The 14246-nt window shown below is 57.8% G+C and carries 15 protein-coding genes; 6 read left to right on the top strand and 9 right to left on the bottom strand.

The window, feature by feature from the left end:
- The first annotated feature begins 19 nt into the window (after nucleotides 1–19).
- Entirely contained in the window at nucleotides 20–2101 is a 2082-nt protein-coding gene (locus JQ848_RS07395) for a carboxy terminal-processing peptidase (RefSeq protein WP_177412934.1), read from the top strand.
- A gap of 107 nt (nucleotides 2102–2208) precedes the next feature.
- On the opposite strand, the gene JQ848_RS07390 is transcribed toward JQ848_RS07395, so the two are convergent.
- The 4 genes from JQ848_RS07390 to JQ848_RS07375 all read right to left on the bottom strand — a co-directional run bounded on the left by JQ848_RS07390 (nucleotide 2209) and on the right by JQ848_RS07375 (nucleotide 4515).
- The gene (locus JQ848_RS07390) at nucleotides 2209–2655 is read right to left on the bottom strand and encodes a tetratricopeptide repeat protein (RefSeq protein ID WP_161718341.1); all 447 of its coding nucleotides are present in this window, start codon (nucleotides 2653–2655) and stop codon (nucleotides 2209–2211) included.
- Nucleotides 2656–3024, bottom strand: a complete 369-nt coding sequence (locus tag JQ848_RS07385) for a hypothetical protein (RefSeq protein WP_003446852.1) — start codon at nucleotides 3022–3024, stop codon at nucleotides 2656–2658.
- Nucleotides 3021–3380, bottom strand: coding sequence for a helix-turn-helix domain-containing protein (locus tag JQ848_RS07380; protein WP_003446850.1), 360 nt, complete (start codon nucleotides 3378–3380; stop codon nucleotides 3021–3023). The genes JQ848_RS07385 and JQ848_RS07380 overlap by 4 nt, the downstream gene beginning before the upstream one ends.
- Before the next feature lie 415 nt (nucleotides 3381–3795).
- On the bottom strand, nucleotides 3796–4515 hold the full coding sequence (locus tag JQ848_RS07375) for an FKBP-type peptidyl-prolyl cis-trans isomerase (protein ID WP_010656991.1): 720 nt from the start codon (nucleotides 4513–4515) through the stop codon (nucleotides 3796–3798).
- A 278-nt stretch (nucleotides 4516–4793) separates the two neighbouring features.
- On the opposite strand from JQ848_RS07375, the gene JQ848_RS07370 reads away from it, so the two are divergent.
- Both JQ848_RS07370 and JQ848_RS07365 read left to right on the top strand, forming a co-directional pair.
- Complete coding sequence (locus JQ848_RS07370; protein ID WP_127195888.1) at nucleotides 4794–6608, top strand: di-heme-cytochrome C peroxidase; 1815 nt, start codon at nucleotides 4794–4796, stop codon at nucleotides 6606–6608.
- Between the two features lie 43 nt (nucleotides 6609–6651).
- On the top strand, nucleotides 6652–7788 hold the full coding sequence (locus JQ848_RS07365) for a catalase family protein (RefSeq protein ID WP_003446846.1): 1137 nt from the start codon (nucleotides 6652–6654) through the stop codon (nucleotides 7786–7788).
- Nucleotides 7789–7836: 48 nt separating this feature from the next.
- Here JQ848_RS07365 and cysB read toward each other — a convergent pair whose 3' ends face one another.
- The 4 genes from cysB to JQ848_RS07345 form a co-directional block, all read right to left on the bottom strand.
- On the bottom strand, nucleotides 7837–8811 hold the full coding sequence (gene cysB / locus JQ848_RS07360) for an HTH-type transcriptional regulator CysB (RefSeq protein ID WP_003446844.1): 975 nt from the start codon (nucleotides 8809–8811) through the stop codon (nucleotides 7837–7839).
- A 111-nt stretch (nucleotides 8812–8922) separates the two neighbouring features.
- Nucleotides 8923–9423, bottom strand: a complete 501-nt coding sequence (locus tag JQ848_RS07355) for a universal stress protein (protein WP_003446842.1) — start codon at nucleotides 9421–9423, stop codon at nucleotides 8923–8925.
- A 95-nt stretch (nucleotides 9424–9518) separates the two neighbouring features.
- Nucleotides 9519–10436, bottom strand: a complete 918-nt coding sequence (locus JQ848_RS07350) for a 5'-nucleotidase (protein ID WP_003446840.1) — start codon at nucleotides 10434–10436, stop codon at nucleotides 9519–9521.
- A 38-nt stretch (nucleotides 10437–10474) separates the two neighbouring features.
- Complete coding sequence (locus JQ848_RS07345) at nucleotides 10475–10861, bottom strand: thioredoxin family protein (protein ID WP_003446838.1); 387 nt, start codon at nucleotides 10859–10861, stop codon at nucleotides 10475–10477.
- Here JQ848_RS07345 and JQ848_RS07340 point away from each other — a divergent pair.
- The 3 genes from JQ848_RS07340 to JQ848_RS07330 all read left to right on the top strand — a co-directional run bounded on the left by JQ848_RS07340 (nucleotide 10860) and on the right by JQ848_RS07330 (nucleotide 13800).
- Complete coding sequence (locus tag JQ848_RS07340; RefSeq protein ID WP_029612824.1) at nucleotides 10860–11306, top strand: PilZ domain-containing protein; 447 nt, start codon at nucleotides 10860–10862, stop codon at nucleotides 11304–11306. The genes JQ848_RS07345 and JQ848_RS07340 overlap by 2 nt on opposite strands.
- Before the next feature lie 131 nt (nucleotides 11307–11437).
- Nucleotides 11438–12514 carry a 3-deoxy-7-phosphoheptulonate synthase gene (locus tag JQ848_RS07335; RefSeq protein ID WP_003446834.1) on the top strand — a complete coding sequence of 359 codons (1077 nt, stop codon included), beginning with the start codon at nucleotides 11438–11440 and terminating at the stop codon, nucleotides 12512–12514.
- 176 nt (nucleotides 12515–12690) lie between these two features.
- The gene (locus JQ848_RS07330) at nucleotides 12691–13800 is read left to right on the top strand and encodes a DUF2817 domain-containing protein (RefSeq protein WP_202210427.1); all 1110 of its coding nucleotides are present in this window, start codon (nucleotides 12691–12693) and stop codon (nucleotides 13798–13800) included.
- 83 nt (nucleotides 13801–13883) lie between these two features.
- Here the strand turns inward: JQ848_RS07330 and JQ848_RS07325 are convergent, their stop codons facing one another.
- Nucleotides 13884–14165: a GNAT family N-acetyltransferase gene (locus JQ848_RS07325; protein ID WP_003446831.1), complete on the bottom strand. Its 282-nt coding sequence runs from the start codon at nucleotides 14163–14165 to the stop codon at nucleotides 13884–13886.
- Between the last annotated feature and the right edge of the window lie 81 nt (nucleotides 14166–14246).

Genomic DNA, 14246 nt, shown 5'->3' with positions numbered 1-14246 from the left:
GCCCCCGCGTCGAATCAGCATGAAGCATTTATTCCCTAGCACCGCACTTGCCCTATTCATTGGCCTGGGCGTATTGCCGTTTTCGGCCAATACGTTCGCCGCTAACAGTTGGGATAACCTTCAGCCCGATCGTGATGAGGTAATTGCCAGTCTTAACGTCGTTGAGCTGCTCAAACGCCATCATTACAGCAAGCCGCCTCTGGATGATGCGCGTTCCGCGATCATCTATGACAGCTATCTGAAACTGCTCGACCCTTCACGCAGTTACTTCCTGGCCAGCGATATTACCGAGTTCGACAAATGGAAATTCCAGTTTGACGACTTCCTCAAAAGCGGCGACCTGAACCCCGGCTTCATCATCTACAAGCGCTACCTGGATCGTGTTAAATCGCGTCTGGACTTCGCCCTTGCCGAGCTGAACAAGGGTGTTGATTCGTTCGACTTCAACGCCAAGGAAACCTTGCAGATCGACCGCAAGGACGCTCCATGGCTCAAGACCGAAGCCGAGCTCGATGACCTGTGGCGCAAACGCATCAAGGACGAAGTCCTGCGCCTGAAGATCGCCGGCAAAGAGCCTGCGAAAATTCAGGAACTGCTGACCAAGCGCTACAAGAACCAGCTGTCGCGCCTGGATCAGACCCGCAGTGAAGACATCTTCCAGGCCTACATCAACACCTTCGCCATGTCTTACGATCCGCACACCAACTATCTGTCACCGGATAACGCGGAAAACTTCGACATCAACATGAGCCTGTCGCTGGAAGGCATTGGCGCCGTGTTGCAGAGCGATAACGACCAGGTGAAAATCGTGCGTCTGGTGCCCGCGGGCCCTGCCGACAAAACCAAGCAGGTGGCTCCGGCCGACAAGATCATCGGTGTCGCCCAAGGCGATAAAGAGATGGTCGACGTCATTGGCTGGCGCCTGGACGAAGTGGTCAAACTGATTCGTGGCCCTAAAGGCTCCGTGGTCCGCCTGGAAGTGATTCCGGCGAGCAACGCGCCAAATGACCAGACCAGCAAGATTGTGTCCATTACCCGCGAAGCGGTGAAACTTGAAGAGCAGGCGGCGAAAAAGTCGATCCTGAACCTCAAGCAGGATGGCAAGAACTACAAGCTGGGGGTCATTGAAATTCCAGCCTTCTACCTGGACTTCAAAGCCTTCCGTGCGGGCGACCCGAACTACAAGAGCACCACCCGCGACGTTAAAAAACTGCTGACCGAGTTGCAGAAAGAAAAAGTCGATGGCGTGATCATCGACCTGCGCAACAACGGCGGTGGTTCGCTGCAGGAAGCTACCGAGCTGACCAGCCTGTTTATCGACAAAGGGCCAACGGTGCTGGTGCGTAATGCCGACGGCAAGGTGGACGTCCTTGAAGACGAAAATCCGGGCGCCTTCTACAAAGGCCCGATGGCGTTGCTGGTCAATCGCCTGTCGGCTTCGGCCTCGGAGATTTTCGCCGGTGCCATGCAGGACTACCATCGTGCGCTGATTATCGGCGGTCAAACGTTCGGCAAAGGGACGGTGCAAACCATCCAGCCGCTGAACCATGGCGAGCTGAAACTGACCCTGGCCAAGTTCTACCGGGTTTCCGGCCAGAGCACCCAGCATCAGGGGGTACTGCCTGACGTGGCCTTCCCGTCGATAATCGACACCAAGGAAATTGGCGAAAGCGCTCTGCCTGAAGCGATGCCGTGGGACACCATTCGTCCTGCCATCAAGCCGGCTGTTGACCCGTTCAAACCCTACATTGATCAGCTCAAAGCCGAGCACGATGCACGGGTGGCCAAAGATGCCGAGTTCATCTTCATTCGCGACAAGCTGGCCCTGGCCGATAAATTGATGGCCGAGAAAACCGTCAGCCTGAACGAAGCCGAACGTCGTGCCCAGCACGCCGATATCGATGCCAAGCAGCTGGTGATGGAGAACGCCCGTCGCAAGGCCAAAGGCGAAGCGCCACTCAAGGAAATGAAGAAAGAAGACGAAGATGCATTGCCGGTTGAACCTGAAAAGACCAAACCGGAAGACGACGCCTACCTGAGTGAGACCGGGCGGATTCTGCTGGACTACCTCAAGCTCAGCTCGCAGGTAGCCAAGAAATAAAACCCGCCACACAGCTGCAGGAGCGCGCTCCTGCAGGGCGGGGACAACGATGTAAAAAGGGCGGACCGCATAACACGGCCCGCCCTTTTTATTGGCAAAAATATACCCTAAGGCTGGTAGTGCCTGGCCAGTTGCGGATCAGGCAACAAACCAGGCCCACCCCGCTGATACAACTCAGCCAGTTTAAGGGTGGCCAGTGGATGCCCGGCCTTGGCCGCCATCGCCCACCAGCGCGCCGCTTCTGATGCATCCGGGCGGTTAGCGGTGGTACCCGCCAGGCTGAACACCCCTAGCTGGTACGCCGCCTTGGCATCACCGCCCTGAGCCGCCAGGCGCAACAAGCGCACGCCCTCCTCTCGAGCCCCCAGCCCCTGGCCGCGAAAAGCCAGGATATGGCCATAGAAGCTTTGAGCCCCGGTATCCCCCAGGTTGGACATCCGTGCAAACTGCCCCTCCATCCAGCCCCAGATGCGCGGCTGACGCACACACCAGGACTGGTGGAACAACTTGCGGGCAACCCCGTAGCCCAGACGTGCCTTGAGCCGACCTAGCACTCAGGCCTCCTCATGTTCGTAAGTGTATTCAAACACTCGAACCACTTCAGACGCGTGCCACGACGCGGCAGCAACACCATCCGGCGGCCCGGCAAAGCGACCCAGGCGCTCCACGCACTCAAAAAAACCGGTGCGGGGCAAACGACTGGCACCCTGGCTGATCACCAGTGAACTGCGTAACGGCTGATCAGCCTTGGCATCCATTGCCGCCAGATGTTCAAGGGCGGCAGTCAGCGTCAACATCGCCGGGCTCGGTAACTGCAAACGCTCCAGCAATGCACGGTAAGTCAGCAAGTGGCGTTGTTGACGTGCTTTATCAAGCTCAGCCAGTAACCCATCCCAGTGTTGACGACTGATGCGTACATTCATGATGTTTCCCTCCAGCCCGGAACACCCATCTCCCAGGCCAAGCTGCGACGAATGGCGAGATCAGGCAGACGCTCACCGGTTTCAATCATTACCAGATAGGAAGGGCTAATGCCTACAGTGCGGGCCAGGACTTCAAGGGCCAGGCCCTTGCTCTCGCGAAGACCACGCAACTGATCGAGCCCGGGCAACACCTGATCGGGTTCAGGTGGCTGTGATTCGGTCTCAGGTGTTTGTAGTGCCGTAGGGGGGGCCGCCTGATCATCGAGACCTGCGGCTTTGAGTAGCGCCTGATAGCTTGCCCATGGCAGGACTGCGTATTCAGGTTCGCCATTAAGCTTGATTACTTGGACATCCATTTACCAAACCCCGTCAGACTTCTTTGTAAATCGAGTCGGAACTTTCCTTAGAAGCTTAATCCTAACAGCCGCCAAGGTCTCTGGGGTTTTTGATCTGGAGGAGCGAATTCATGCAAGACAGGCGCAAACCTGGGGATAGCCGGCAAATGTTATCCACACAAATTGTGGATAACCTTGTGAACAGAGCTGATTTTCACGGCTGAAAGCCACGTTCTATAAGGGCTGCGCTCAGATCGGGCATTTTTTACACACATAAAAAATCCCATAAATTCATTGACTTGGCGGTCAGCAACCACTAGCCAGCAAGCATCTGGGACATTTTGTCGCTGTCTGATCAGGCCGGCATGGATCGCCAATGGCACTGCAGAAACGACAACGCCCCGTCGAGACGGGGCGTTGTGCGGGCAAAAGCAGATTACTGGGCTGCGTTTTGCTCAGGCTTTGCAGGGTCTTTGATACCCAGCAGTTCCAGATCGAATACCAGCACCGAGTTGGCCGGGATCGCCGGGCTCGGGCTTTGCGCGCCGTAAGCCAGCTCGCTAGGAATGTACAGCTTGTACTTCTCGCCAACATGCATCAGTTGCAGACCTTCAACCCAACCCGGAATCACGCCACTCACTGGCAGATCAATCGGGCTGCCACGCTCAACCGAGCTGTCGAAAACCTTGCCGTCGATCAGCTTGCCTTCGTAGTGAACAGTCACTACGTCGGTAGCTTTAGGCTGTGGGCCGTCGGCTTTTTTGATCACTTCGTATTGCAGGCCCGAAGCGGTAGTTACAACACCGGCTTTCTTGCCATTTTCTTCCAGGAATTTTTTGCCTGCAGTAGAGGCTTCTTCACTCATTTTGGTCAGACGTTCTTCCGCACGTTTTTGCAGGGCTGCAAACGCTTCGATCAGTTCGTCATCTTTAAGCTTTTGATCTTTCTTGCCGACGGCGTCTTCGATACCCAGGGCTACTGCCTTGGAATCCAGATCGTCCATGCCTTCTTGAGCCAGGCTTTTGCCCATGTTCAGGCCGATGCCGTAAGAGGCTTTTTGCGCCGGGGTTTTCAGCTCTACGCTGGTCTGCGAATCACAACCCGCCAGTACCAGGCTTACCAGGGCCACAGCTGCCGCCAACCTATGCTGTTTCATGCTTTTTCCTTGTTCATGCGCCAAATGGGCAATCGAGTAAAGCCGCGAGCTTATCAGGCGGCCGCGACCAATGGCTACCGGCATGAGAGGGCCTAATCGTGGATAAGTTCACGGCCTGAGCTCTGTCCGGGCACAATTCATATTTCCCGTATCTTTTACTTACATATCAGAGAAGCTGTAAACCTCGCTCATATCATAGGCATGAGATTACATGGCTGCTTGCTGCCAGACAGCAGCTCAGGCATAAGACTGTGAAAAATTTTACAAGGAGCGTTACTGTGCGTTTGTTTTACCGTGTTCTGCTAGTGCTGTTCGTGGCACTGGCGCTGTGTCTGGGCCTGGTGCTTTACTTCATCGCCAACCCGAAACTACCTGCCTACCAAGCCCCGCAGCAGCTGCACTTCCTCGATCAATGGAGCCCGGCTGACCGGCAAGCCTATTACTACACGCCCCAGGGCACGCAAGTTAAAGGCCTGCATTACGACTGGTTCAGCGCCCTTGAACTGCCCTTTTCCAAACAATCGTTCGCCGCGCCCGAATATCTGGCCCGCTTCGGATTTTTGATCGATCCCCAACAGCAAGCCAGTGCCGCCAATCCCGGCAACTTGCCAGTGGGTTTCACCCGCCATCAAAACCCGGGCAGCAAGGTGCAATATCTGGATATCACCTGCGCCGCCTGCCATACCGGTGAACTGCGCTTCAAAGGCCAGGCCCTGCGCATCGATGGTGCCCCCGCACAACACGTATTGCCCTCCAGCGTTCCGACCCTGCGTGGCGGCAGCTTCGGCCAGGCGCTGGTCGCCAGCCTCGCAGCCACCTACTACAACCCATGGAAATTCGAGCGCTTCGCCCGCAAGGTTCTGGGCGATCAGTACCCAGCGCAGCACCAACAACTGCGCAAAGACTTCAAGGTGTCGCTGGATAACTTCCTGGCCGTGGCCTGGAATGACACCCATCGCGGACTCTATCCAACCCTGGAGGGGCCGGGCCGTACCGATGCCTTCGGCCGGATTGCCAATGCCAGCTTCGGCGATGCGATTTCACCCGACAACTACCGGGTGGCCAACGCCCCAGTGGACTACCCGCACCTGTGGGACATGTGGACGTTCGACTGGGTACAGTGGAACGGCTCGGCCAAGCAACCGATGGCACGTAATATCGGCGAAGCGCTGGGGGTCGGCGCGACCCTGAACTTCTTTGATGACCACGGCCAACCCCTGCAGGGCGATGCGCGTTATCCATCCAGTGTGCGGGTTCAAGACTTGCACCTGATCGAACAAACCCTGCAAAGGCTCAAGCCCCCGGTCTGGCCCGAAGAACTGTTCGGCGCCATTGATCGCCCCCTGGCGGCCAAAGGGCGTGCGCTGTTCACTGAAAATTGCGCCGGCTGCCATGTGCCTGCCGTAGTTGAAGAGAACGGCCGGCTGGTCAAGCAACTGAAAATGCTGCCTGTAGAAGTGATAGGTACCGACCCCAATACCGCCAACAACATCGCTGACAATCGTTACGACCTGCGCGCCCTGCAATGGGACCCGGCCGAGCTGGCCAGCATGAATGTGGACCTGTATCCCAAGAGCGATGCGCCGCTGGACCTGGGCAAACTGTCGGTGGCCAAAGGCCTGGCCTATGTCACCGCCTTTGTTGAAAAACATGCCTACCAAGAGGCCGGCATCGGCCCGCAGGAACAGGACCGTCTGAATGGCTTTGGCCTGCCGATCGGGGTGATGGAACTGCGCGCCTACAAGGCACGGCCGCTGGACGGGATCTGGGCCACGGCGCCGTTCCTGCACAATGGCTCGGTGCCTACGGTGTATCAGTTGCTTTCGCCACAGTCAGAGCGCGCCGAAACCTTCTATCGCGGCAGTTTCGAGTACGACCCCCGCCACCTGGGCTATCGCACGGAAGCCTTTGACGGCGGATTTGTGCTCGATACCCGCATCAGTGGCAACCACAACAGCGGTCACGAGTTCCGCGCCGGCCCCCGTGGTAACGGGGTAATCGGCCGCCTGCTGCAACCCCAGGAGCGCTGGGCATTGCTGGAGTACCTGAAAGTACTCGGTGGCCCGCTCGAACAACAGTTACCCAACGAATGAAGGGCCTTCAACGCCCCCAGGATTTTGCTAAAAGGATATCTGCATGTTGACCGCACTCTGGCTTCGCCTCGGCTCCTGGCTGGGCAAGCTGCTGCTGATTGTAATAACCCTGGGACTGCTCGGCTGGGCATTGGCCACCGGCTGGTTTGCCTGGCAGCACCGTGGCCCGGTGGCGGCCCAGGAGCAGATCCCGGCTGGTGAAGCGGCGATGACTCAGGACACCATCCGCACGGCGATCAAGATCGTCGACCAGCACCGCGAGAACACCCGGTATTTGCGTGATGCCCACGCCAAGGCCCATGGCTGCGTCAAGGCGCAAGTACAGGTACTGGATGACCTGGAGCCGGCATTGCGCCAAGGGGTATTTGCCACCCCGGGCCATACCTGGCAAGCCGTAATGCGTCTGTCCAACGGCAACGCTTACCCGCAATTCGACAGCATCCGCGATGCGCGGGGCATGGCGATCAAGTTGCAGGACGTTCCGGGGGCTCAATTATTACCCGGCCAGCAGGGTCGGGCCGAACAAGACTTTGTGATGTTTAACCATGCCAATTTCTTCGTCAGCGACGTCGCCGAGTATCGTCAGAACATAGCTGCCCAGGCCGATGGTCAGAAGGCTATGGCATTCTTCCCTTCATGGGACCCGCGCAGCTGGCAAGTCCGCCACTTGTTTATCGCGCTGGCCACCCTGGCGCCTGCCCCGGCCAGCCCGACGCAAACAACCTACTTTTCGGTTTCGCCTTACAAGTTCGGCAGCGCCAATGCCAAATACCGCGTGGCACCTGATCCTGACAGCTGCCCGGCCTACACCCTGGCGGAGCAAAATCAGAAGCTGCCCAACTTCCTGCGCAATGCCTTGAGCCAGCAGTTGTCCACAGACCGGGTGCCGGCGTGTTTCGTGCTGCAAATCCAGCGCCAGAATGCCAACCGCTTCATGCCGATCGAAGACACCAGCATTGAATGGAAAGAGTCAGACGCACCTTTCGAAACGGTGGCCAGGATCAAGGTGCCTGCCCAGGACTTCGACACGCCAGCGCAGAATCTGGCCTGTGACAACCTGTCCTTCAGCCCCTGGCATGGCATTGAAGAACATCGGCCCATTGGTGGCATCAACCGCCTGCGCAAGGCGGTCTATGACGCCGTGAGCCAGTACCGGCACACGCGCAACGCAGAGCAATAAAATCGGGGGGGCCTGTAGCCGCTGCCAGGGCAGCGGCTACAGCCAGTCTTAGTGCACCGGCAGTTCAACGCCTTCAAACAGGTCTTCCAGTTCCTGTTTGTTGTGGCACTGGATGGCTTTGGCCATCACTTCGCGGGTCAGGTGCGGCGCGAATTTTTCAATAAAGTCGCACATGAAACCGCGCAGGAACGTACCACGGCGGAAGCCGATTTTGGTGATGCTGGACTCAAACAGTTCGCTGGCATCCAGTACCACCAGATCCTTGTCGAGATTGGCATCCACGGCCATTTTGGCCACGATGCCTACACCCAGGCCCAGACGCACGTAGGTTTTGATCACGTCAGCATCCGCGGCGGTAAACACCACCTTCGGAGTCAAACCGCGATGGCTGAATGCTTCGTCGAGTTTGGAACGACCGGTGAAGCCAAATACGTAGGTCACGATCGGGTATTCAGCCAGGGCTTCGAGTGTCAGCTTTGGCAACTTGGCCAGCGGGTGACCCTGAGGCACCACTACGCAGCGGTTCCAGCGATAGCAAGGCATCATCACCAGATCGCCGAACAGTTCCAGGGCCTCAGTGGCAATTGCAAAGTCGACGGTACCGTCGGCGGCCATCTCGGCAATTTGCATTGGCGAACCCTGATGCATATGCAGGGCAACATCCGGGTACTGCTTGATGAAATTGCTGATCACCGGCGGCAATGCATAGCGCGCCTGAGTGTGGGTTGTGGCAATCGACAGGGTGCCTTTTTTCTCGTTGGAAAATTCCTGGGCAATTTGCTTGATGCTTTCGACCTTGCGCAAAATCTCGCCGGCGGTGGTGATGATGCGCTCACCAGCAGGCGTCACGCGGGTCAGGTGTTTACCACTGCGGGCAAACACCTCCACGCCCAACTCGTCTTCAAGCAAGCGGATCTGTTTGCTGATACCCGGCTGTGAGGTGTAAAGGCTCTGCGCGGTGGCCGAAACGTTGAGGTCGTGGTGCGCCACTTCCCAGATGTAGCGCAATTGTTGAAGCTTCATATGCATCCCTCAAAGCAAATAGGCGCCAGGGTATCGGCGGCGATATATAACTATATGGAAGGTAAGAACAATAAATCTAGAACTTTTTTATCAATTTTCTGTTCTACACCTTCACCCGTCTGTGGGACGGCGACGCTGCAACAGCGGTACCAGATACACCGGCATCTGCGCCAACTCGACAACCCGGGCAGCTGTGCGCCCTAGATGGGTAATGTCCCCCGATGGCTGACCATGACTGCCGAGAATCAGCAGATCCACTGCAAGCATTTGCGACTGTTCCAGAATGACCTGCGAAGGCTCCCCCTGAATCACCTTGACCGAGCGAATCAAGGCCAGTTCCTGCTGCCTCTCGGCCAATTCGTCACGCAGGCTATCAACTATCCGGTGTTCAATATTGCCAAGCATGGTGCTGATACCCTGCTGGTGCAGTGCGTTCAGAGCCTGTTCATCGAGATAGCTTTGCAATACCGACTCGGCAAACAGCCCCATGGGCTCAACCACATGCACCACATACAAATCGGCATTGAAGCTGTGGGCCAGCCCCAATGCATGCTGCATTACAACCGGAGCGTAAATTCCGAGGTCCGTGGCATACAGTATCGAGCGAATCATGCGACCTCCCCGACTGCCTGAATGGGCCGAGATGGAGTCAGCTTAGCAGCGCCCGGACAAGTACGATGAGCCACACGATGACTTACACCTTGCCCCTACTCAGGGGCCAGGTCCCTGGACTCATTGCTTATGCCGTGGGGTACATGGCCGGTGGCGACAACTTGACGCGCCCTTTCACAATGACCCGCCTGATCATCAAAAAACACATCGGCAGCGAAGGCCTCGAGAAACGCGGATTTATCCAGACCACCGAGAAACAGGGATTCGTCCAGACGAATGTCCCAATCGCGCAATGTACGGATCACCCGCTCGTGGGCGGGCGCCGAGCGCGCAGTCACCAGCGCGGTACGGATCGGGCAGGTATCGTCAGGGAACTCGCGCTGCAACAGGTTCAAGGCCTCCAGGAAGCCCTTGAACGGTCCGCCACGCAACGGGCTGCGAGCCGCTTCACGCTCCAGGGATTGAAACGCCTCAAGGCCCCCGGACTGGAAAACCCGTTCGGATTCATCGGAAAACAAAACCGCATCACCGTCGAAGGCGATACGCAATTCGTTGCTCTCGGCACGTCGCGCGCCTCCGGAAAGGATCGTTGCCGCCGCAAAGCCGGCGTCCAGCGCGCTGCGCACATCCTGGGCATGGGTCGACAGAAACAGGTCACAACCAAACGCACTGAGATACGCATGGGGGTTGCGGCCACCGGAAAATGCCGCCCGGGAGATACCCAGGCCATAGTGCTGGATAGAATTGAATACCCGCAGCCCGGTGTCTGCACTGTTGCGCGACACCAGTACCACCTCGACCCGCTCATGGCCGAGGCTGGCGTTAAAACTGAGGAGTTTTTTGACCAGCGCGAATGCATCGCCCGGCTCCAGCACCTCATCTTCATGCTCGATCTGATACTGACGGTAAGCCTCGATGCCTTGCGCCAGATACACCTGGTGGCTAACGCTCAGATCGAACAGCGCCCTGGAAGATATGGCCAGCACCAGCTTGCCCTTTAAGCCTTTGCTCATGTCGCCTCCACAGGTTCAGTCCGGCTTGAAACACCGATTCAAGGTAGCTCGTCAGGCTCAAGCAGCAAAGCCAGGCGAATGTGGTGCGCCAGCTCACCCTCGCTCAAACGCGATTTCAATTCACCATAAAACGCCCCGTCACACACAACGAACAGGCTCGGCAGATGAAAAATCCCGTATCGCTGGACCAGACCGCCATTGTCACCTGCGTCAATCCAGCACAGTCGATCGATGGGTAACTGCATCTCGGGCAACATTTTGCGCGCCGTGCGACACGCCGAGCATCCGGCGCCGGTAAACACCACCAGCGAGGTCCCGGGCAGCGCCAGTAGACGCTGATCCGCATCAAAGTCAGTCAGTTCCATTTCAATCACTATACTCACGAAAACAATATCAAAGTGCTGGCACTGGGAGTGTGCATACATGGGTCGTTTCTTACCTCACCCGGATGATGTTCCTGTTGAGATAACACCCCGCGAACAACCTTCTCTTTCACGCCAGAAGCTGCACTCTATCAGCCTCGGCGGCGTGTCATGCAATAGCGACAGAGGCTGGCGCCGGGGCACGGCCGTAGACATGTGCATGCCTACCCTCGGTGAAACCGCACGCTACCCGGGCTATATAGCCTGGTGCGAGAAACAGCCTGCAGGTTATCGGGTCGGCGTCGTTTTTACCGATGAGCAGACACTGTTTGGTGCGCGCATGGGCGAACAGGTGTGCCAGATCGAGCACTATTACCGCCTCCAGCATCCACAGAGCCTGCCCCTTGAAAATATCGAGACCCTGGCCCTGGAGTGGGTCAGCCGGCACGCCGTGGAGTTCTCCCAGGCCACACTCGATCGCGCGCTTGCCCGCACAGCACAGGATTAAAGCTGCGGATGCCCATTGTCGAATAAGCGGATAACGCGTTAAGGTTCGGCTCCCCGGTGCGCTCAATCATGCTGTGCTCCGCCGCTCGGGGATCGCTGGCGGCCGGCACCCGTGACCTGACGAGTAACACGATGGCTGATTTACCGATTGACGACCTAAACGTTGCCTCCAACGAAACCCTGATCACACCTGAACAGCTCAAGCGCGAGATGCCTTTGCGTGCAACGGCGCTGCAGACTGTGACCAAAGGGCGTGAGGTAATTCGCAACATCCTGGATGGCACAGACCATCGACTGTTTGTTGTCATCGGGCCTTGCTCGATTCACGATATCAAGGCTGCCCACGAGTATGCCGAGCGCCTCAAGGTGCTGGCCGCAGAAGTCAGCGACACCCTGTATCTGGTGATGCGCGTCTATTTCGAAAAACCACGGACAACGGTCGGCTGGAAAGGCCTGATCAACGACCCGTATCTGGATGACTCGTTCAAGATCGAAGACGGCCTGCATATCGGTCGCAAATTGCTGCTGGACCTGGCCGAAATGGGCCTGCCAACCGCAACCGAAGCCCTTGATCCGATTTCACCGCAGTACCTGCAGGACCTCATCAGCTGGTCAGCCATCGGCGCGCGTACCACCGAGTCGCAGACTCACCGCGAAATGGCTTCCGGCCTGTCCTCGGCCGTGGGCTTCAAGAACGGCACCGATGGCGGCCTGACAGTTGCCATCAACGCGCTGCAGTCGGTTTCCAGCCCCCACCGCTTCCTGGGTATCAACCAGGAAGGTGGCGTGTCGATCGTTACCACCAAGGGCAACGCTTACGGGCACGTCGTCTTGCGCGGCGGCAACGGCAAGCCGAACTATGATTCGGTCAGCGTGGCCTTGTGCGAACAAGCACTGAACAAGGCAAAAATCACCCCGAACATCATGGTCGACTGCAGCCACGCCAACTCCAACAAGGACCCGGCCCTGCAACCGCTGGTGATGGACAACGTGGCCAACCAGATCGTCGAAGGCAACCAGTCGATTATCGGCCTGATGGTCGAAAGCAATCTGAACTGGGGCTGCCAGGCCATTCCTAAAAACCTCGAAGACTTGCAGTACGGTGTCTCCATTACCGATGCCTGCATCGACTGGGCCAGCACTGAAACCACCTTGCGCAGCATGCACGCCAAGCTCAAGGATGTACTGCCCAAGCGTACTCGCGGCTGATCGATAACATCTCTTGGCGGGGCGGGCCTGCTCACCCCGCCAAGGGATGGACGCGTAACACCGGAGCCGGCACTCGCCGGCACCAGCCATCTGCTTGCTTCACCCCGGCCACCGCCTGCCCCCATTTCTTTGCGGACGCCTGAATGCCACGGCGCGTTCATAGACAGGAGAGCAGCATGAGCACAGGTTTCCCGTCACACCGCAGCTTTACCCGCCAACGTGAACAGTTTTTGGCCGCCGCCACTGCGGCAGGCGCACGCCTGTACCACTATCCTCACCCCCTGTGCGGTCCGTTTGGCGAAGCCCTGGGCACCGATGTCGCACTGATCGGCAACCCCCAGGCAAAACACCTGTTGATCGCCCTGAGCGGCACCCATGGGGTCGAAGGCTTTTATGGCTCGGATTGCCAAAGCCGGTGGCTGCAGACATTCAACCCGCAAACCCTGCCTGACGAAGTGGCGGTGTTGATGATTCACCTGATCAACCCGTGGGGCACCGCGTGGATACGCCGGGTCAATGAAGACAATATCGACCTGAACCGCAATTTTCTGGATTTCAGCCAGGCACCGCCGGACAACCAGGCGTATGAGGCGCTGCATGCCATCTACACCTGCGATCAATTACGCGGCCCGCACCGGGAACAGGCCGACGCCCGGCTCAATGAGCGGGTGCAGGGTGAGGGCTGGCCGGCCGTGATGTCGATTGTCGAGGCTGGCCAGTACCGCCATCCCGACGGACTGTTTTATGGCGGCAACAATGCCAGTTGGTCTAACCGGACGCTGCACGAAATTTTGCGCGAGCACCTTGCCAGCGCCAGCGTCGCCATGTGCTTCGACCTGCATACCGGCGCGGGTGATTATGGTCATCCAATGCTGCTGACCATCGCCCAGGCTGCCTATCCGGCGCTTGCCGATGCCCGGCAGTTGTTTGGTCCATGGTTATTCACCCTGATCACCGGCGCCGACAGCCAAAGCGCTACCGGGGTTGCCGCGACGGCCACCGGATATGCCTCGCAAGCAATCATCGACGCCCTGCCCCGGGTGCGCCTGATGCCCTTTGTAATTGAATGCGGCACCTATCCTGGCGAGCAGGTTCACAGTGTTCTGCGCGATGACCAGTGGCTGCATCTGCACGGCGACCTGGACAGCCCGCAGGCGCGTCAGATCAAGCTGCAATTACTTGAACAGTTCTGTCCGGCCGACAGCGACTGGCAAGAACTGGTGTGGGTACGCACGCGCCAGATCTGGGAGCGGGCGCTGGGGGCATTGATCAAGATGGCGGACTGAGGAGGCCGCCGGGGTTCGATCAGGGTTTTGCGGCCCACAAAAAAACGCCGGGCTGTTGGCCCGGCGTTTCTGTGAGTCTGGTTTCAGGTTTTCGCCTGGGCACGCTTGTGACGTTCCATATAACGCTCTACATAAGAGCAAGAGGGAATCACTTCGTATCCCATCTTTTCGGCGTAATCGAGCGCCTGCTCCGTCAATGCTGCCGCAATACCCCGGCCACGCAAGGCATTGGGTACAAAGGTGCGATAGATATCCAGAGTCTGCTTGCCCAGATCCATGTAGGTCAGGTAAGCACGATGACCGTCGACAGTGGTCTCAAACTGGTGACCTGCCTGGTCATGGTGGATAGACAACGCCTCGCTCATCATTGCTCCTTAGCGGGTCTTGAACCGTGACCTCTACATTACTGTTGTTTTTGTGCCGAGGGAACCACTTCGCCATCAGGG

This window comes from Pseudomonas paraversuta (assembly GCF_904067025.1).
Classification (GTDB): Bacteria; Pseudomonadota; Gammaproteobacteria; order Pseudomonadales; family Pseudomonadaceae; genus Aquipseudomonas; species Aquipseudomonas paraversuta.
The sequence above is the reverse complement of the archived record's forward strand: the minus strand, read 5'-3'. Positions and strand labels throughout refer to the sequence as shown.